Here is a 16,723-nt window from a genome sequence, read left to right as displayed (position 1 = left end):
AGTGACGCTATCCGCAATGAGTGGTGAGGGGTCCGACGGCCCCGACGAAACGGGGGTCGAGTACGGCGAAGCCGCGCTCGCACTGGCGGCCGTCGCGGCGCTCGTCGTCGCGGCGGCGCTGCTTCCCGCGGCCGGACTCGGTGGCGGCGCGAGCGAACCGAGCGACCGTGGGACGCCGGCAGCGACGGCGACGGCCGAGGCCGGTGGGGAGCGACCGGCGTCCACGGCCCCGATGGAGGCGTTACGTGGCGGATCGCCGAGTGGCGTCCCGCTCTCGCAGCCGCCCGATCGGACGCGAATCGGCTCGACACGGGGGTTCGAGGGCGAACTCCCCCAGACGCCACAGTTCGTCGTCGAGGGTGGCGAGAACACCTACTGGCGACAGACGGCGTACGCGACGTACACGGGGTCGGCGTGGTCGAGTTCGCCGCAGTGGCGATCCATCGCCGACGGCGTTCCCAACGACGCGCGGACGGTCGACGGGCGAGCGATGGACTACGAGGTGACCCTGCTGGTCCCCTCGTCGTCGCTCCCGACCGCCTGGCAGCCGAGCGCGGTCAGCGTGCCGAACGGGAGCGCGAGCGTCGAGGCGTCGAGCGTCGGGGGGGTTCGCGCGACACGCCGGCTCCCCGCGGAGACGACGTATCTGGCCCGAAGCGCGGCGCCGCCGGCGGACCCGTCGACGCTCCGAGCGGCGGGCACCGACTACCCCCAAGGGATCGAGGAGCGGTACACGCAACTGCCGGAGTCGACCCCCGATCGGGTGGGCGCGTTCACCGACGAGTTGACCGCCGGCGACGAGACGGCGTACGATCGGGCCGTGACGATCCGCGACTGGCTCAAGGGGAAGCCCTACTCGCTGAACGCCAGCCACGAACCGGGCGAACCCGTCGCCGACCAGTTCATCTTCGAGATGGAGTCGGGCTACTGCCAGTACTACGCCACGTCGATGGTGGTCATGCTGCGCACGCAGGGTATCCCGGCGCGGTACGTCGTCGGCTACGCGCCGGGCGAGCGGGTGGGCGAAAAGCAGTATCTCGTCACCGCCGACCGGGGGCACGCGTGGGTCGAAGCCTTCTTCCCCGGGACCGGGTGGGTACGATTCGATCCGACGGCTTCGGGACGACTGCCGGTGCAGAACCCCCAGCCGCCGTACGACATCTCGTTGAACCGCTCGGCAGTGGCGGGTGCGCCCGTCACGGTCAGCGTCGCCAAGAACGGGTCGCCGGTCGTCGGCGCACCGGTCGAAATCAACGGGGAGCGGGTCGGCTGGACGGGCGCGAACGGGACGGTTCGGACGCGACTCCCCTACGCGGCCGAGCTAACCGTGACCGCGCGGCCGCCGGACGGGGCGAGCAAATACGAAGGGGCACGGTCCTCGGGAAATCGGACAGGGGCTGACGGCGGGACGGCGGCCGACCTGTGGGCCGGCGGCGCGGCGCTTCCGGCCGGTGGCGGGGCGGTGACAGACGGACTGCCGATAGCCACACAGCGGGCCGCGCCGGCGCCGAACGGATCTTCGCGGACCTACCGGAGCGACACGAACGTCACGATCACCGTCGAAGGGACGCCCGTCTCGGGCGGTGGAATGACGGTCTGGGCGGTGATCCGTGACGTGCCCGTCCGCGGGGCGACAGTGACCCTCGACGGCGAGCGGGGCGACGACGACGGTTCGGGTGTACGCCGCCGGCGAGGCGCCACGAGCCGAGCCGCCGCCGCTGAATCTCTCGGTGTCGGCGCCGCTTCTCGTGTTCCCGGGCGGTTCGGCGACGGTGACGACGACGCGGAACGGGACGCCGGTCGGCGGCGCCGCGGTGACCGTCGACGGACGCGAGGCGGGCACGACGACCGAAAACGGCACGCTCGGCGTCTCGCTCCCGGTCGCCGGAGGCGCCAGCGTCGTCGCCCGCGGCCCGGGCGGTGGGGAAGCGCGGGTGTCCCTTCCGCTCGCCCGCAACGCCGCCGTCGTCGGCGCCGCCGGACTGGTCGGCCTCGCACTCGTCGGCCGGGCGCTCCGGCGGCGAAACGTCACCGCGCGGCGCGCGGGCCGGGCGGTGGCGGCGCGACTGCCTCGGATCGTCGCGTGGGCGGCGAGCGCCTGCGTCCGGGCCGCCGACCGTCTCGTCGCCGCGGGGAGGACGCTCCGTCGCGGGCTGGGGCGTCTCGTAGCGTTCCCGGGACGACTCGCGACGCAGGGGCTGGCCGCACTCGCGGCGCTCGATCCGCGTCGATTCGTCCGGCTGCTCCGCCGGTGGCTGGCGGCGGTGCTGTCGCGGAGCGTGTCGGCCGAATCGAAGTCGAACGGTGGGGGCGGTCGCGTGACGACGGTCTCGGGGCTCGACGCCGAGGACGGCGACGACGGGACGGCGACGCTCCGTGACCTCTGGCGCGAGTTCGTCGGCCTCGTCGCGCCGCCGCGGGCGACCACCCGGACGCCGGGGGAGATCGCGCGCTACGCCGTCGACCGGGGGTTGCCGGCGGCGCCGATCCACGCACTGACCGAGGCGTATCGAGACGCCGAGTACGGCCGCTTCGCGCCCGATGCGGACCGCCTCTCCCGCGCCCGCGAGGCGCTTCGGGCGGTTCGTGAGGCGGTTCGGGGAGAGGGATGAGCCACCTCACGTTGCGTCGGGGCGGGGTCGGCCTCGCCCTCGCTAGCGTCGGGTTCGCGGTCTGGTACGGCTACGCGCCGGGGTCGGTTCCGGCGTCGATACGGACCGGTGTCGACCGCGGCTTGGCGCTGGTGTTCGCCGGCGCAGTCGCCGGCGTGATCGGCCTCCTGTACTCGTGGCTCACCGAACCGGACGTCACGACGCCGATGTCGGAGCGCAAGGGAGCTCCCTCGACGCCGGCCGTCGCCGGGACCGACCTCTCGACGTACCACGAGCGGGCGGTCGAGGACGGTCCCGACGACGCGGCGCGCGACCCCATCCGGCGGCGACTCCGGGACGTGGTCGTCGCGAGCGTCGACGGCGACGCCGCGGCGTCCGTCGACCGGGGGACGTGGACCGACGACCGATACGCGGCCGCCTTCCTCTCGACGACCGCCGACGTGGACTACCCGTGGTATCACCGGCTGTACGCGTGGCTCTATCCCGGTCGCGCCTACGACCGACGGGTACGTCGGGCGCTCGCCGCCACCGAGCGAGCGTACGAGGAACGGTCGTCCGGGTACGAGGCGCCGGACGTGTCGTCGCCGCGGAGCCGACTCCGTGCCCTCCGTGCGGCGCTGGAGGGGTCGTCGTGACCCGTCGCGTCCGGCGGTACGGGGGGTTGGCCGCGGCGACGGTCCTCCTCGTCGCCGTCGGCGTCGGCACGGGGACGCCGACGCTCCTGGTCGCGGGGGTCGTCCCCCTCGCGTTCGTCATCCAGGGCGCGCTGTCGACGCTCGCGCCCCTCGACGGCCGGGTGCGGATCGAACGCGAGATTCGGCCGGAGGCGCCGCTCCCGGGTCAGCCTGTCGAGGTGACGCTGACGGCCACGAACGTCGGCGAGTCGGTCGTGCCGGACCTGCGCGTCCGGGACGGCGTGCCCGAGGAACTCGCCGTCCGGGACGGGTCGGAGAGCACGGGCGCGGCGCTTCGGAGCAGCGAGTCGACGACGGCGACGTATACGCTGACCGCGAACCGCGGGCGCTACGCGTTCGAGCCGGTCCGACTCCGGGCGTCGAGCGTGAGCGGAACGGTCGTCGACGAGGCGACCCGCGAGGCCGACGGCGCCGCGGCGTTCGAGTGTCGAATCGATGCCGAGGACGTACCCCTCTGCCGGCGGACCGCGGCCTTCACCGGGTCGATGGCGACCGACACGGGCGGCGTCGGCGTCGAGTTTCACGCCACCCGTGACTATCGCGCGGGCGACCCGGTCAACCGCATCAACTGGCGGCGCTACGCCAAGACCGGCGAGCTATCGACGGTCGAGTACCGCGAACAGCGCGCCGCACGGGTGGCGGTACTGATCGACGGCCGCGAGCCGAACCACGTCGCAGGCGAGGCGTCGCGCCCGACCGGGGCGACGCTGTGTGCGTACGCCGCCACCCTCGCGGTCCGAACGCTTCGCGACGAGGGCCACCACGTCGGCGTCGGCGCCCTCGGCACCGCAGATCCGATCACCGACCGCCGACCGGCGTGGGTGCCGCCGGACGCCGACGCCTTCGCGACCCACGCCGCCGCCGTCTGCAACGCCGCCGCGACCGGCGCCGACGACGGGGTCACCGACGCGGTGCGGGCCGACGGGGCCGGCGGCGACAGCCGCGAACTGCTTGGCCGCCTCCCCGCGTCGGCCCAGGTGATCCACTGTACGCCCGCTCTCGACGACGCGGCGGTGTCGACGGTGGAGTCGCTCCGGGGCCGCGGCCACGCGGTGACCGTCCTCTCGCCGTCGGTGACGCCGGCGTCCGTGGGTGGGCGGGTGCTCGCACTGGAGCGTGCGGTTCGGCTCGACCGGATGCGAGGGGTCGGGGCGGCCGTCGTCGACTGGGATCGAGACGAACAGTTGCCGATGGCGTTGGCCCGGGCGCTCCGGGCGGGGGTGCGGTGATGTGCAGGGTGTCGACGGGCGCGCCGGTCGGGGCGGCCGTCGTCGACTGGGATCGAGACGAACAGTTGCCGATGGCGTTGGCCCGGGCGCTCCGGGCGGGGGGACAGCCGTGAGCCACGACTCGTCTCTCGGCGCCGGCGCGTCCCGACCGGCGAGCCTGACGGTGGCACTCGCCGTCGGCGTCGGCTTGATCGTCGCGGGCGTGACGGGTGGGGCGGCGGCGGGCGTCGCGGCGACGGCAGCGGCGGGCGTCGGGCTGGGGGTCGCGACGCTCTGTCGCGCCCACGACGGCCCGGCGGCCACGGCCGTCGGTTCGGCGCTGACGCCCGTCGTCGCCCTCGTCGGTGTCGCGGGCGTCGTCCGCGTCGCCGCGGAGCGTGGAGGTCTGGACGGACTTCTCGGCGGCGAGTTCGCGGCGGTACTCCCCGCAGTCGCCCTGGCGGTCGGTGCCGGCGTGGCGGCCTTCGGCGCGACCGGGACGCTCGGGGACGGGATCGGTGAGGTGGCGCTCCGGCAGGTGTATCGCTCCGCCATCGTGACGGCGACGGTGATCGGACTGGCTTTCGGCGCCGTGTTGGTCGCCCGATTCGACGCGCTCGACGGGCTTTCAACGCCGGCGTTCGCGCCGGGTGCGCTTCTCGACCCCGTGCTGTCGCCGGGTGGGCCGACGATGTCGCTGGTGTCGTTTTTCGGCCTCGTCGTCGCCGCGGCGCTCGCCGGCCGGTGGGCGCTGTCGGTCCTGCCGGTGGTCGAACTGGCGCCGCGGGCGCGACGCGAGGCGGTCGGACAGGTAGTCGACCGCCTCGACGCCGACTGCCGTGTGGCGGTGAAATACGGCGTGGTGGCCGCGAGCGCGAGCCTCCCGACGGCGCTCCCGGTCGTCCGCGAGGCGCTCCCGGTCGTGGCGGTGGCCGCGTTCGTGGCGTCGACGGGGCCGCGGGTCGTCCTCCTCTCGTTGGCAGCCGCTGCGGCGACGCTCGCGCTCGCCGGACGCCTCCTGCAGGCCGCCGCGGGGGACACGGCGGCTGCGCTCGGCCGGATACTGCCCGCGACGGTCGGCGGAGTCGGTGTCGTCGTCGTCGCCGTCGGCACGGAGGATGCCGTCCGGGGCGTCGTGGACGGGCTACCGTCGGCGGTGCGGCCCGTCGCGGTCGGGTTGCTCGACGCGCTCTCGCCGACGGGACTCGTGCTCGGCGTCGTCGTCGGCGCGCTGGGGGCGCTGATCGCCGCGCTGACTGCATTCGTCGTCCTTCTGGCCGTCGACCTCGTGCCGACTCGGGGGAGCGGCGGCGCCCTCGCCGGAACGGGGCTGGCGGCGTGTGCGGTCGTCCTCGGCCTCGGGGCAGCGCCCGCGCTGGCGACGTTCGTCCTCGTCGGCCTCGGGGTCGTCGCGTGGGACGTGAGCGACCGGGGCGTGGCGGCGCGGGCGGATCTCGGCCCGCGGTCGGCGACGAGCATCGAAGCCGTCCACGTCGTCGGGAGCGTCGCCGTCGCTGCCGTCGGCGTCGGCGTGGCGTGGGTGTCGCTCGGCCTCGTCGGTGCGGTGGCGCTCCCGGACGGCGCGCTACTCGGCGCGGTGGCCGCCGTCGCGGCGGCGGTGATCCTGCTAGGTGTCCTGCGGGCTTAGTCCGCCGTCGCCGCTGGCACGGCCACGCTATCCAAGACGGCCGAGACGATAGTCGAAGGGTCCACGTCGCGGATGGACGCCTCGGAGGTGAGCACGAGCCGGTGGGTCAACACCGCGGACGCGATGGCCTTCACGTCGTCGGGCGCGACGTACGACCGGCCGGCGACGACCGCGTGGGCGCGGGCCGCCTCGTAGAACCGCTGGATGCCACGGGGGGAGACGCCCACCGCCACCCGGTCGTCCTCGCGGGTCGCCCGCGCCAGGTCGACGAGATACTCGCACACCCCGCGTTCGACGGTCACCGTCTCGGGCACCTGTCGGAGGGTGCGTACGCGGTCGGCGCTGGGCCGGTCGCTCGCGGCTCCGGAGTCGAAGACGGAGTCGACGCGGGGTTTCGTCGTCGTCCGGTTGCTCCGCCGTTCGAGGAGTTCGAGTTCGCCGTCACGATCCGGATACCCCATCGAGACTTCGACGACGAACCGGTCGCGCTGGGCTTCGGGCAGGCGGAAGGTGCCCTCCTGTTCGACGGGGTTCTGTGTCGCGATGACGAAAAACGGGTCGGGGAGCGAGAACGTTTCGCCGTCGGCGCTTACCTGCCCTTCGTCCATCGCCTCCAGCAGGGCGGACTGGGTCTTCGGCGGCGCGCGGTTGATTTCGTCGGCGAGGACGACGTTCGCGAACACGGGGCCGCGCTGGAAGCGGAAGGTTCCCTCGTGTTCGTCGTAGACGTGCGTGCCCGTGATGTCGCTCGGGAGGAGGTCCGGCGTGAACTGGATGCGGTTGAACTCCAGGCCGAGGGCGTCCGCGAACGCGATGGCGGTCAGCGTCTTGCCGGTACCGGGAACGTCCTCGACGAGGACGTGCCCACGGGCGAGCAGGCCGGTCAACACCGTCTCCAGAAAGGTTCGATCGGCGATGACGGCTTCGCCCACCCGGTCGACGATGTCGCTACAGACGCCCGCCGCCGTCTCGACGTCCATCGGTTCGGTCACGCCGTCGGCCAGGGGGCGTTCGTACATAGGTCTTCGGGGTGGTTCGGGTGCGACTCGCCAACCCGTATTCATCATTATCTACCGATTCAGACCGTCTGCCGCCAACATTATCCGACTCAGGCTCGTAGTTGAACCGATGAGTTCGACCCACGTTTCGTCGCCGTCGGGCGCCGACACGAGCGACCACAAGGCGACCCTGTTCTGTCAGGACTGCGGCCACGCCAGTCCGGTCGACGGCGACTGGACCGTCCGGACCGTCGGCGAACGGCAGCGGCTTCGCTGTCCGGACTGCCGGAGCGTCGTCGACGACCGACGTGTCCGCGAACCCACTCCCGAGGGACCGCTCCGACGCTACGTCGACGCCGTCGGCGACTACTGGTCGGCGTGGACGGCGCTGTTCAGGCCGCGTGCGGACTGCTAGGTGTACCGGCCCCGCTCCTCTATCTTCCGTAAGCGACCCAGTACCGCGTCGTCGCCGGTGTCGGCGTAGCCCGCCTCGAACGCCGCGAGCGTCGCGTCCACGTCGGTGGCCGTCCCGCGGACGCTCCCGCCGAAGACGTGACAGTCCATCGCGTGATCCTCGACGTGGCCGCTGTGGTAGCCGAGGCCGAAGTCGATGAGGTAGATGCGCCCCCCGACCCGGACGTTCCGAACCGTGGGGTCGCCGTGGACGATGCCCGCCCGGTGGAGGCGGGCGAGGTGTTCGCCGACGGTCCGGGCGCGGTTGGGGGTGAGCGCGGCGCCGAGGTCACGGTCGCCCACCGGGTCGAACGTGAGCGTCGCCTCGGCTACGTCCACGTCGCGGACGACTGGCGTCGGTACGCCCACCCGGCGCGCGTCGCTGGTGAGGCGGGCCTCGGCGACCGTCCGCTCCCGACGCAGGCGAGCATCGAGTTCGGGGTGGCGGTACGGCTTCGGAATCCGGCGCTTTGTCACGCGGTCGTCGGCCACGGTGACGACCGCCTCCGCGCCGCGTCGTTCGGGCGTCTCCGTGGGGGCGACGGCGACGGACCCCTCATCGGCCCGCCACGTCACGTCGACCTGATCGGGGCGGAAGTTCGGATCGACCGCCGACTCCTCGATAGCGACGGTGTCGCCTGCGGCGAGCATCTTCGCGCCGAGGACGGCGATCATGCCCGCGTTGTCGCGGAGGTAGCGGGGGTCGGGCGCGTAAAACCGCGCGCCGCGGTCGGCACACATCGTCGCCAGCATCTCCCGCAGGCGCTCGTTTTGCCCGACACCGCCGCCGAGGACGAGTTCGTCCGCCCCCGTGAGCGACAGGGCGCGTTCGGCCACCTCGGTCAGCATGGCGAAAATCGTCTCCTGTAGCGCAAAGCACACGTCCTCGACGGGCGTGTCACTGTCGTAGGCGTCCTTGGCGGCGCTCATGAGCCCCGAAAACGAGAAGTCCATCCCCTTGACGACGTAGGGGAGGTCGACGTACTCGCCGTCCTCGGCGGACGCCTCGACTTTTGGGCCGCCCGGGTGTGACCAGCCGACGTGTCGCGTGAACTTGTCGATGGCGTTGCCCACGCCGGTGTCCATCGTCTCGCCGAGGACGCGGTATCGGCCGCCGTGGTAGCCAAGCAGGTGGGCGTTGGCGCCACTGGCGTTCAGACAGACGGGGGCGTCGAACCCGGCGCCGTATCGCCCGATTTCGAGGTGGGCGACCATGTGGTTGACGCCGATCAGGGGTACGTCGAGGCTGCCCGCGAGGGCGCGGGCGGCGGTGCCGACGATACGCAGGCAGGGGCCGAGTCCCGGTCCACGAGAGAAGGCGACGGCGTCGATGGGGCCGTCGGCGGCGTCGAGCGCCGATTCGATCACCGTGGGGATGGCCTCGCCCATGTGTTCGGCGGCCTCGCGCGGGTGAATGCCGCCGCTACGTGGCTGGTAGGCGTCGGTTTCGATAACCGGTGGGTCGGCGTCGAGGGGCGCGGGGTCGTCGGGGTCGTAGTCGAAGACGGCGGCACTTGCCGCCCACGCGGTGCCCTCGATGCCGAGAATGCGCATCCAGCGTTACGCTTCTTCGGCTTCCGCGTCGGCCTCGTCGGCGTCCTCGCCGTCCGGACTGATCTTGTTCCGGTCGAGCATATGCTCCTGTTCCACGTCGCGGGCGTGGTCCGGGCTTTCGTACACTTTGGCGTAGCCGACGGTCTTTCGCATCCCGAACTTCGTGTCGAGTTTGTGAACGACCACTTCGGCGGAGTCCTTGTTCAGCTTGGCCGCGAGGCTGTCGCGGACGGAGAGGCGCGAGGGCGTCGCCTCCTCGTGAGTGATCTCGAAACGCACGTCCGTTCGATGCAACATGGGGTTCTCGTCTTCCTCGATGATGTCGATATCCATCGTTCAGTTACCCATACGTGGTCCCGAACTGGACAAAAGGATTACGAAGCGGTCGGCGAGGCGTTCACAGCGGCCGATCAGCCGTCGAGACCGGCGAGCGCGGCATCGACGTCGCCGGCCATCCGCGAGAGCAAGTCGCGAGCGAGCGTTCGCGTTTCGGCGGTCACGGGCACGAGCACCATTCCCTCGCCGGGCTGGCCGTAGACGACACAGCCGCCGAGTGGCGTCGCGAGGATGGCCGGCAGCGCCGCCAGATCCTCCTCGCCGTCGACGCCGATAGTCGTCGGGGCGTCACGGGCAAGCGCCTCGACGAGCGCATCGAGAAGCGCGCGGGAGAGAGTGGCCGGCGGGTTCGTCACCTCGATGTCGGGGTGGGGAAGCGAGCGTCCGATGGAGTCGTCGACGGCGTGGCGCTCGGTCTTCCCGTCGATCACCGCCACGTCTGGCGGGTGACCGGCGTCGCGGAGGTGGGCCGTGACCACGTCGCCGACGGCGACGAGCGGGGTGCCGGCGTCGTCGGCCGCCAGAAGCGTCTCCGGATCGGTGAAGACGGGACCCAGCGGGTCTTTGAAGGCTCCCCGCAGGTCGTCGGGGAGTTCCAGCACGGTCAGCGGACCTTGAGTGCGTAGCCGCCCGGCGCGGAGACGTTCATCTCCTCGGCGACCGCCGAGCGTTCGGGGTGGGTGATGATGACGTAGCCCGCCCAGTCCTCCGTGAGGCTCGACGATCCGCAGTTCGCACACGTCTGCGTGTCGGGATCGTTGATGAAGTGACACTCACGGCAGGCGAGGCGGTCCTCGGCCATCAGTTACCCTCCATCTGCGCCTCGCGTTTCTGGCGTTCCTCTTCGAGCCAGCCGTGCTTGCCAAGCCCGGGCTGTTTGGCCGTCAACCCGATCTTGCTGTCACGGGGGTTGCGCTCGTCGACGCTCTTGGTGACGATGCGCACCCGAATCTCGTCGCCGACGCCGAGGGTCCGGTTCGTCTGCGTCGAGGCGAGCTGCTGGTTCTCGCCATCGTAGGCGAGATATTCATCGGAGATCTGAGAGACGTGGAGCAGGCCGTCGACGGGACCGATCCCGACGAAGGCACCGAACTCCACGACTTCGACGACCGTCCCGTCGACGACCTCCTGCATCTGTGGATCGAAGGTGATGGCGTCGAAATCGGCCTCGTAGTAGACGCCGGGTCGGTTGGGCAACACCGCGCCGTCACCGATGTCGTGGACTTCGATGACACTCACGACGCTCCCCACCTCCTCGTCCATCCGTCCTTCGAGCTTGTCTTGGAGCAGGCGCTTCACCCGCTCGGGCGTCACGTCGGCGAGGTGCCTGGGCGGCACTTCGACCGTGTCCTTGAGTCGTACCCGTTTGTACATGCTAAGGTTGTGTTATGTTCAGTGTGTTCCGACCCCTTAAACCGATTACCCGAACGCCGCGTTCGAGCAGTCGGTCCCGAAGGGGACGGTCGTTCGTCACGACGCACGCACACTCGCCGCCCTCGGCGAGTTCGACGAGGGCGTCGTCGGCGTACGACGCGTCGGTCTCAACCACACGGCATCGCTCGGCGAGGTCCCGGCCCACGCTCGCTGCGGTGGCCTCAGCACCCGCACCCGTCGCCAGGGACTCCAGTTCGGCGATCACGGCGGCCGGCGTCACGAACTCGCAGTCGCCGAGGAGGCGGTCGAGTTCGTCGAACAGCCGCACGTCGCATTCGACCGGCATCATGAGCGCGCTGGTGTCCATTGCGACGGGTGGTTCTGTCACTTGAGCGTGCCGATACCGATGAGTCGCCAGCGCGCGCCGACACGGCGGTTGATGGCTATCTGGTCGCCCGACTCCGCACAGACCGGGCGTTTGAGCGATACTTCGCACTCGCCGGCGCGCGCGCTGGTCACCGCACCGACCGTCGTCGCGGTACCGACAGTGAGCATCAGCGGCTCACCCGTCGAAATCTCCTCGATCTCTTCTTCTTCCTCACCGACGACGCGGTCGAGGAGTTCCACGTCCATCTCGAAGGACTCGTAGGTCGGCGGGAGCGTCCCGGGGTCGCCGGCGACCTGCCCCGCCAGCGCGTCGCCTTTCGTGAGCGACGGATCGAGACCGGTGCCGACGCCGAGCAACCCGCCGGGGCTGGCCACCTCGACCGACCGGCCGCCGGCCTGGAGCGATCGCACCTCGGTCGTGATCGGGCGCCACTCGGTCTGGCCACCCTCCTCGACCTCGCGGCCGGGACGGAGTTCGAGTTCGTCGCCGACCTCCAGCGTGCCGTCGACGAGACTCCCGCCGACGACGCCGCCGTTGAGATCCTGCCAGGTCGTCCCCGGGCGGTTGATGTCGAAACTGCGGGCGGCGAACATCCGGGCCGCCTCGCCCTCGTCGCGCTTCGGCGTCGGAATCTCTTCCTCGATGGCGGCGATGAGGAGGTCCATGTTCACCTCCTGTTGGGCGCTGATGGGGACGATCGGCGCGTCCTCGGCGACGGTGCCCTCGACGAACTCCTCGATCCCCTCGTAGTTCCGGACCGCCTGGTCACGGTCGACGAGGTCGATCTTGTTCTGGGCGATGACGATGTTCTCGACGCCGATGATGTCGAGTGCCATCAGGTGTTCTTCGGTCTGGGCCTGCGGGACCCCCTCGGTCGCGCTCACGACCAGCACCGCGCCGTCCATGAGCGCGGCCCCGGAGAGCATCGTCGCCATCAGTGTCTCGTGACCCGGCGCGTCGACAAAGGAGACCGTCCGGAGTACGTCGCTCTCGGAGCCGTCGGGGCAGGTCTCGTCGACGGTGAACGCCTCCGGTTCCTCGACGCCGGGGCACTTGCGGAAGGTCGCGTCCGCGTACCCGAGTCGGATGGAGATACCGCGTTTCATCTCCTCGGAGTGCTGGTCGGTCCACGACCCACTGAGAGCCTGGACCAGCGTCGTCTTTCCGTGATCGACGTGGCCGACGAGGCCGATGTTCACCTCCGGTTGCTGGTGTGTTTCCGTCGCCATTGAGAGTAATCTTGGAGGATTTTCGCCCCCTGGCGGTGATAAACTTGCTGTTTGCCGACGCACAGAGCGGGGACCGGTACCGACGCCTCTTTGCCCCGACCGGCCCCACGCCCGCTATGCTTCGCTACGTCACGACCAACGCCGGGAAGGTGCGCGAGGCCGAGGAGTATCTCGCCGACGGCTCGGTCTCACAGCTCGATTTCGACTACACCGAGATTCAGGCGCCGACGCTCGACCCGATCGCCGCCCGCGGCGCCCGCGAGGCCTACCGCCACGCCGGCGAACCCGTTCTCGTCGACGACGCCGGCCTGTTCGTCGACGGTCTCGACGGCTTCCCCGGGCCGTACACCGCGTACGCCGAGGAGAAACTGGGCATCGAACGGGTGAGCGCGCTCGCCCGCGATGTTGCCGATCCCGACCCGGCACGCGCCGCCTTCCGCTGCGTGCTCGCCTACTGTGACGGCGACTCCTTCGACGCCAGCCCCGACCCCATCGACCGGGGCGACCGGGCCGCCGCCGCGGCCGTCGACGAGGACGACGACGACGCCACACTCCCCGTCAAACTCTTCGAGGGCGTCGTCCGCGGGCGCCTCGTCAACCCGCGTGGCGACGCCGGGTTCGGCTACGATCCGGTGTTCGAACACGAGGGGACGACGTTCGCGGAGATGGGACCGGTCAAAAAGAACGCCGTCTCCCATCGCGGCCGCGCGCTCGGGAAGTTCGCGGAGTGGTACGCGACGCGGTAGCGCCGCGACCCGACTCGACACGGCTCGCACGGCGCTCCCGTGTTCGACGCCTACCCACGTGGGTCTCGGTCCGGCCCGGGATACTCGCTGCCCACCACCTCGCGATGGAGGCTCGCGGCGTCGAACAGCGTCGCGAACGCGCGCGGATGGCGAGGGCTGGTCTCGACGCGTCCCCGGAGGGCGGCGCCCGCCGACGCCGACAGCAGCGAGTCGTCGAGGGTCAGCAGGTGCATCGCGCCGCCGCGGTAGGCGCTCGCGAGCGCCGGATGGTCCTCGGCGGGATGGGACACCAGTTCACACGCCCGCTCGATCCGGGTGCGCCAGTCCCGCGCCAGGTCGGCGTCGCCGAGGGTCTCGACGACGGCCACGGCGTCGTCGAGGAGGGGGTCGCTGGCGACGAGCGTGACCCACGAGTGCTCGCGGACGTGATCCAGTGCCGCGCGGGCAGGGCCGCCGACGAGGAGGTCCGCCGCGAGAACGTCGGCGTCGGCGACGACGCGGGCGGGTGAGGGGTCGCTATCGGTCACGATCGGGGCTCCGTCGTCCCGTTCCGGTGGCGCATGGGGACGCGGATACGGCAGTTACGTTAGTCGTCATCGTCGTCCGCGCGGTGCCGGCGGAGCGTGTCGGTCACGTCCTCCTCGGTCCGGTCGTAGCGGTCCGCGCGCGCGAAGAGGTCGGCCCAAGTCATAGTCGGGTGTGAGCGGGGCCGCCTAAAGAGCCTTGCCCGCCCCGTATCGCGTGACGGCAGACCCCTGTCTGACGCATATTTATAATCGGGCATGGACAGCATACCACTGGGCGCGCACCACCGGCTTCAGTTCCCATCCTCCCCACCCGCGCGCCCGGCACACCCCACTGGCACCTCGGTGCTCGGCGCCGTTCCCCCACGGCGCCGTCTTCGGCGACGGGTAGCCGGAGCTCCCTACACGCTCGCGGGGCCGGGTACCGAGCCGGGGTGCGAGAAACGCGTCACCGACGGCGCACGACGTCGATCGTTCCGAGTATCGCCTCGACGAGCAACAGCGCCGACGGCCCGTAGACGGCCACTGGCCAGTGGGCGAGCAGGCGCACGACCACGTCGGCGGCGGTCGCCGGCGAGCGCGTCACTACGCCGTCCAGAACGGCGAGACCGAGCAACGAGAACGGGAGCATCGTCGCCAGCGTCCGGGAGAAGTCCTCGCTGTAGTACGCGGCCGCCCGGACGGCAACGGCGATCGCGAGCGCCGCCAGCGCCGTGGCGACGGCGTCGAGATCGGGAGCGAGGACGAGGGCGCCCGCAGCGACGGCGAGGCTCCACGCCCCGACCAGAAGCGGCGACGCGAGGAGGTGTATCGCGGCACGGACGGCGCGGGCGAGCGTCGTCGGCGACACCGGCTGTCCGCCGGCCATGTCACGCCGAGCGACGAGGCCGCCGGACAGGTGGACGAACGCCCCGCAGGCGACGAGACCGGCCGCGCTCGACACGAGGGCGGCGGCCGTGCCCTCGAAGATCGGCACGGTCGCGGCTCCCAGCGGCCAGGCTTCGCGCCACAGCGATTCGGGAACCGACGACACGACGTATCGTCCGGTCGTTCTCAGCCCGTCGACTTGAAACCGTCTCACCGCGCCGTTCACGGACGGCGGTGACCGCGCGACACCGATCGGAAGACCGGAGATCGGCGCCGGTTACTGCTGGATGTCGATCGTGGTCCCCTGCGTGGCGGCCCCCTCCAGAACCGGCAGCCGGATTTCGAGGATACCGTTACGATATCGGGCCGAGATGTCATCGTCGTCGATGGTCTTCGGGAACCGGAACCGGCGGTGATACGTCCGCCGTTGGTTCCGCGACTCGTCGGCGTGTTCGCCGGCGATATTGAGGACCCCGTCGTCCCAGGTCACTTGGATGTCCTGGGGATCGAACCCCGGCATCTCGACGCTCAGGACGAACTCGTCGTCCTCCTCGTACAGTTCGTAGTCGTCCGATCCCATCTCGAAGAGTCGGTTCGGGAAATCGAGACCACTCATCCACGAACTGGACGGGCTCGGTTGCAGAGCCATTGCTGATCACCTCGATTCCATCCGATCCTTGTTCGCGGTTCTATAAAAAATTTTTGTTTTCGGGGCGGCACCGTTCGGTACCGGACCCATCTGGCGACGGGCGCTGGTGGCGGATGGGAGTCACCGTCGACATCGAACGGAATTTGTAGTCGTCACCACAACGCACGGCGTATGCAACGCCGCGCCTTCCTCGGGACGCTCGGAGCCACCGTGGTCGGTGGCTGCGCGGGCAACGACGGGTCGGAGACCGATCCAACCGCCACGCCGACGCCCACTCCGTCGACGAGCACGAACGGCGGGCGTGGTTCGGCGGCGTTCGAGTTCGTCGGAGTGCAGGCGCCCGACTCCGTCCAGCTGAACGTTCCCGAGTCGTTCACCGTCACCGTTCGAAACGTCGGGTCGGCCGACGGGACGTTCACGTCGCCGATTCGAATCAAAATCGGCGACGCGGAGTGGCGGACTGCCGGCGAGCTTTCGGTATCGGTGCCCGCCGGCGAGACGAGGGAGTGGCAAAGCGCCCGGTTCGTGCCCCGGTATCTCGACCCGATCCGTTTTCGTATCGTGGCGTTCGACGAGCAGTGGTCGACCCAGGTCACGCCGAGGACGCTCGGCTTCGGCGACTCGTACAACGTCCCGACTGGACTCCGTTTCAGCCTCCTCGGCGGATCGTTCGAAACGGCAGCATCGACCGCGACGAACGGGACGTCGACCGCCGCGCCCGACGGTGAGAAGTGGGCAGTCATGCGCCTCGAGGTCCGAAACCGTCTGCAGGAGCCACAGGACACGCCAGCAGCGTCGACGTTCGTTCTGGAAGTCAACGGCGAGCGCCGTCCACAGTTCCAAGCCGTGAGCGACGATCCGTACGAAGGAACCGAACTCGACGAACGGACGATTCGGCGCGGTGACCTCGTCTACGCCGTCCCCACGGGGACGCAGGCGAGCGACCTCACCTGCTGGTGGGAGGCGTCGCTCTCGAACGGCGACGTGAAGGTCATCTGGACCGCGTGACACGCGTTGTAATCAGTTCCACGGGACAACGACGGCCGATACCCAGTTACGACGACCCGTCGGCGGGGCGCGGGGCCGCCCAGCGGCGTCGACGAACACCTCGCGGATCGTCGAGTTCTCGGGGCCCGTAGAGGTCCGTTCCGAGAACGGCGACCGTCGTCCGCGTCTCACCCATGTGAATCTCGTTCCCCGGAACGCTGCCGTGAGCGCCGACGAGCGGATCTACACCCGTTATCGCTCGATTCGCCGTTTCCCCGTCGAAGCCGGCGACGAGTCGTGCCCGCGTCATCGCTCCGGAGCCGGCTCCAAGGCGGGAGGCTCGGACGGAGCATCCGGCGGCTACGTCCAAGGAAGCCGTCGTCGCATCAGCGAACGGCTCACGGGCGTGTCAACATTGTCGGACTCGGACGTGGAGGACGCCCGTGCTGTCCGCC

At 70.7% G+C, this 16,723-nt stretch carries 20 protein-coding genes; 8 read left to right on the top strand and 12 right to left on the bottom strand.

All coding sequences use genetic code 11. From position 1 onward, the window contains the following. The first annotated feature begins 16 nt into the window (after nucleotides 1-16). The 5 genes from HALNA_RS02665 to HALNA_RS02645 all read left to right on the top strand — a co-directional run bounded on the left by HALNA_RS02665 (nucleotide 17) and on the right by HALNA_RS02645 (nucleotide 6,163). Complete coding sequence (locus HALNA_RS02665) at nucleotides 17-2,380, top strand: transglutaminase family protein (protein ID WP_049934851.1); 2,364 nt, start codon at nucleotides 17-19, stop codon at nucleotides 2,378-2,380. Next, a complete protein-coding gene (locus HALNA_RS20445) occupies nucleotides 2,319-2,612 on the top strand; it encodes a DUF4129 domain-containing protein (RefSeq protein ID WP_049934850.1) in 294 nt (97 codons plus the stop codon). The genes HALNA_RS02665 and HALNA_RS20445 overlap by 62 nt, the downstream gene beginning before the upstream one ends. Continuing rightward, complete coding sequence (locus HALNA_RS20440) at nucleotides 2,609-3,247, top strand: DUF7269 family protein (protein WP_049934849.1); 639 nt, start codon at nucleotides 2,609-2,611, stop codon at nucleotides 3,245-3,247. Before HALNA_RS20445 ends, HALNA_RS20440 begins: the two co-directional genes overlap by 4 nt. Further along, nucleotides 3,244-4,536, top strand: a complete 1,293-nt coding sequence (locus tag HALNA_RS02650; RefSeq protein WP_049934848.1) for a DUF58 domain-containing protein — start codon at nucleotides 3,244-3,246, stop codon at nucleotides 4,534-4,536. The genes HALNA_RS20440 and HALNA_RS02650 overlap by 4 nt, the downstream gene beginning before the upstream one ends. A gap of 109 nt (nucleotides 4,537-4,645) precedes the next feature. After that, nucleotides 4,646-6,163, top strand: a complete 1,518-nt coding sequence (locus HALNA_RS02645; protein WP_049934847.1) for a hypothetical protein — start codon at nucleotides 4,646-4,648, stop codon at nucleotides 6,161-6,163. Here the strand turns inward: HALNA_RS02645 and HALNA_RS02640 are convergent. Further along, nucleotides 6,160-7,143, bottom strand: a complete 984-nt coding sequence (locus HALNA_RS02640) for an AAA family ATPase (RefSeq protein ID WP_049937932.1) — start codon at nucleotides 7,141-7,143, stop codon at nucleotides 6,160-6,162. The genes HALNA_RS02645 and HALNA_RS02640 overlap by 4 nt on opposite strands. Nucleotides 7,144-7,291: 148 nt before the next feature. Between HALNA_RS02640 and HALNA_RS02635 the strand changes: the two genes are divergently transcribed. Beyond that, nucleotides 7,292-7,576: a hypothetical protein gene (locus tag HALNA_RS02635; protein WP_084509869.1), complete on the top strand. Its 285-nt coding sequence runs from the start codon at nucleotides 7,292-7,294 to the stop codon at nucleotides 7,574-7,576. Here the strand turns inward: HALNA_RS02635 and HALNA_RS02630 are convergent. The 7 genes from HALNA_RS02630 to HALNA_RS02600 all read right to left on the bottom strand — a co-directional run bounded on the left by HALNA_RS02630 (nucleotide 7,573) and on the right by HALNA_RS02600 (nucleotide 12,495). Next, the gene (locus HALNA_RS02630; RefSeq protein ID WP_049934846.1) at nucleotides 7,573-9,168 is read right to left on the bottom strand and encodes a bifunctional N(6)-L-threonylcarbamoyladenine synthase/serine/threonine protein kinase; all 1,596 of its coding nucleotides are present in this window, start codon (nucleotides 9,166-9,168) and stop codon (nucleotides 7,573-7,575) included. The genes HALNA_RS02635 and HALNA_RS02630 overlap by 4 nt on opposite strands. A 6-nt stretch (nucleotides 9,169-9,174) precedes the next feature. Beyond that, nucleotides 9,175-9,501 (bottom strand): 30S ribosomal protein S24e, encoded by a 327-nt coding sequence (locus HALNA_RS02625; protein ID WP_049934845.1) that lies wholly within the window; start codon nucleotides 9,499-9,501, stop codon nucleotides 9,175-9,177. Nucleotides 9,502-9,578: 77 nt separating this feature from the next. Continuing rightward, nucleotides 9,579-10,106, bottom strand: a complete 528-nt coding sequence (locus HALNA_RS02620; protein WP_049934844.1) for a GTP-dependent dephospho-CoA kinase family protein — start codon at nucleotides 10,104-10,106, stop codon at nucleotides 9,579-9,581. A gap of 2 nt (nucleotides 10,107-10,108) precedes the next feature. After that, the gene (gene spt4 / locus HALNA_RS02615; protein ID WP_049934843.1) at nucleotides 10,109-10,306 is read right to left on the bottom strand and encodes a transcription elongation factor subunit Spt4; all 198 of its coding nucleotides are present in this window, start codon (nucleotides 10,304-10,306) and stop codon (nucleotides 10,109-10,111) included. Continuing rightward, nucleotides 10,306-10,878, bottom strand: a complete 573-nt coding sequence (locus HALNA_RS02610) for a DNA-directed RNA polymerase (protein ID WP_049934842.1) — start codon at nucleotides 10,876-10,878, stop codon at nucleotides 10,306-10,308. The genes spt4 and HALNA_RS02610 overlap by 1 nt, the downstream gene beginning before the upstream one ends. A gap of 1 nt (nucleotide 10,879) precedes the next feature. Beyond that, nucleotides 10,880-11,245 (bottom strand): PIN domain-containing protein, encoded by a 366-nt coding sequence (locus tag HALNA_RS02605; RefSeq protein ID WP_049934841.1) that lies wholly within the window; start codon nucleotides 11,243-11,245, stop codon nucleotides 10,880-10,882. 17 nt (nucleotides 11,246-11,262) lie between these two features. Further along, on the bottom strand, nucleotides 11,263-12,495 hold the full coding sequence (locus tag HALNA_RS02600; protein WP_049934840.1) for a translation initiation factor IF-2 subunit gamma: 1,233 nt from the start codon (nucleotides 12,493-12,495) through the stop codon (nucleotides 11,263-11,265). Between the two features lie 116 nt (nucleotides 12,496-12,611). On the opposite strand from HALNA_RS02600, the gene HALNA_RS02595 reads away from it, so the two are divergent. After that, the gene (locus tag HALNA_RS02595) at nucleotides 12,612-13,241 is read left to right on the top strand and encodes a non-canonical purine NTP pyrophosphatase (protein WP_049934838.1); all 630 of its coding nucleotides are present in this window, start codon (nucleotides 12,612-12,614) and stop codon (nucleotides 13,239-13,241) included. Nucleotides 13,242-13,291: 50 nt separating this feature from the next. On the opposite strand, the gene HALNA_RS02590 is transcribed toward HALNA_RS02595, so the two are convergent. From HALNA_RS02590 to HALNA_RS02580, 3 genes are all read right to left on the bottom strand, one after another. Further along, nucleotides 13,292-13,768 (bottom strand): DUF7384 family protein, encoded by a 477-nt coding sequence (locus HALNA_RS02590; protein WP_049934836.1) that lies wholly within the window; start codon nucleotides 13,766-13,768, stop codon nucleotides 13,292-13,294. A gap of 445 nt (nucleotides 13,769-14,213) precedes the next feature. Further along, nucleotides 14,214-14,798, bottom strand: coding sequence for a hypothetical protein (locus HALNA_RS02585; protein WP_157573424.1), 585 nt, complete (start codon nucleotides 14,796-14,798; stop codon nucleotides 14,214-14,216). 111 nt (nucleotides 14,799-14,909) lie between these two features. Continuing rightward, nucleotides 14,910-15,281, bottom strand: a complete 372-nt coding sequence (locus HALNA_RS02580) for an Hsp20/alpha crystallin family protein (protein ID WP_049934833.1) — start codon at nucleotides 15,279-15,281, stop codon at nucleotides 14,910-14,912. Between the two features lie 171 nt (nucleotides 15,282-15,452). On the opposite strand from HALNA_RS02580, the gene HALNA_RS02575 reads away from it, so the two are divergent. Continuing rightward, nucleotides 15,453-16,289 (top strand): hypothetical protein, encoded by an 837-nt coding sequence (locus HALNA_RS02575; RefSeq protein ID WP_049934832.1) that lies wholly within the window; start codon nucleotides 15,453-15,455, stop codon nucleotides 16,287-16,289. Between the two features lie 46 nt (nucleotides 16,290-16,335). On the opposite strand, the gene HALNA_RS02570 is transcribed toward HALNA_RS02575, so the two are convergent. Further along, on the bottom strand, nucleotides 16,336-16,578 hold the full coding sequence (locus tag HALNA_RS02570; RefSeq protein WP_049934831.1) for a hypothetical protein: 243 nt from the start codon (nucleotides 16,576-16,578) through the stop codon (nucleotides 16,336-16,338). Nucleotides 16,579-16,723 lie beyond the last annotated feature (145 nt).

The organism is Haloplanus natans DSM 17983 (assembly GCF_000427685.1).
GTDB classification, from domain to species: domain Archaea; phylum Halobacteriota; class Halobacteria; order Halobacteriales; family Haloferacaceae; genus Haloplanus; species Haloplanus natans.
This window is presented reverse-complemented; position numbering and strand designations above follow the sequence as displayed.

Bases quoted from the DNA above. Each gene is read 5' to 3' on its own strand.
- HALNA_RS02640 (WP_049937932.1), bottom strand. From the start codon at position 7,143: ATGGACGTCGAGACGGCGGCGGGCGTCTGTAGCGACATCGTCGACCGG.
- HALNA_RS02570 (WP_049934831.1), bottom strand. From the start codon at position 16,578: ATGACGCGGGCACGACTCGTCGCCGGCTTCGACGGGGAAACGGCGAAT.
- HALNA_RS02635 (WP_084509869.1), top strand. From the start codon at position 7,292: ATGAGTTCGACCCACGTTTCGTCGCCGTCGGGCGCCGACACGAGCGAC.
- HALNA_RS02625 (WP_049934845.1), bottom strand. From the start codon at position 9,501: ATGGATATCGACATCATCGAGGAAGACGAGAACCCCATGTTGCATCGA.
- HALNA_RS02605 (WP_049934841.1), bottom strand. From the start codon at position 11,245: ATGGACACCAGCGCGCTCATGATGCCGGTCGAATGCGACGTGCGGCTG.
- HALNA_RS20440 (WP_049934849.1), top strand. From the start codon at position 2,609: ATGAGCCACCTCACGTTGCGTCGGGGCGGGGTCGGCCTCGCCCTCGCT.
- HALNA_RS02580 (WP_049934833.1), bottom strand. From the start codon at position 15,281: ATGGCTCTGCAACCGAGCCCGTCCAGTTCGTGGATGAGTGGTCTCGAT.
- HALNA_RS02610 (WP_049934842.1), bottom strand. From the start codon at position 10,878: ATGTACAAACGGGTACGACTCAAGGACACGGTCGAAGTGCCGCCCAGG.
- HALNA_RS02595 (WP_049934838.1), top strand. From the start codon at position 12,612: ATGCTTCGCTACGTCACGACCAACGCCGGGAAGGTGCGCGAGGCCGAG.
- HALNA_RS02630 (WP_049934846.1), bottom strand. From the start codon at position 9,168: ATGCGCATTCTCGGCATCGAGGGCACCGCGTGGGCGGCAAGTGCCGCC.
- HALNA_RS02575 (WP_049934832.1), top strand. From the start codon at position 15,453: ATGCAACGCCGCGCCTTCCTCGGGACGCTCGGAGCCACCGTGGTCGGT.
- HALNA_RS02600 (WP_049934840.1), bottom strand. From the start codon at position 12,495: ATGGCGACGGAAACACACCAGCAACCGGAGGTGAACATCGGCCTCGTC.
- spt4 (WP_049934843.1), bottom strand. From the start codon at position 10,306: ATGGCCGAGGACCGCCTCGCCTGCCGTGAGTGTCACTTCATCAACGAT.
- HALNA_RS02665 (WP_049934851.1), top strand. From the start codon at position 17: ATGAGTGGTGAGGGGTCCGACGGCCCCGACGAAACGGGGGTCGAGTAC.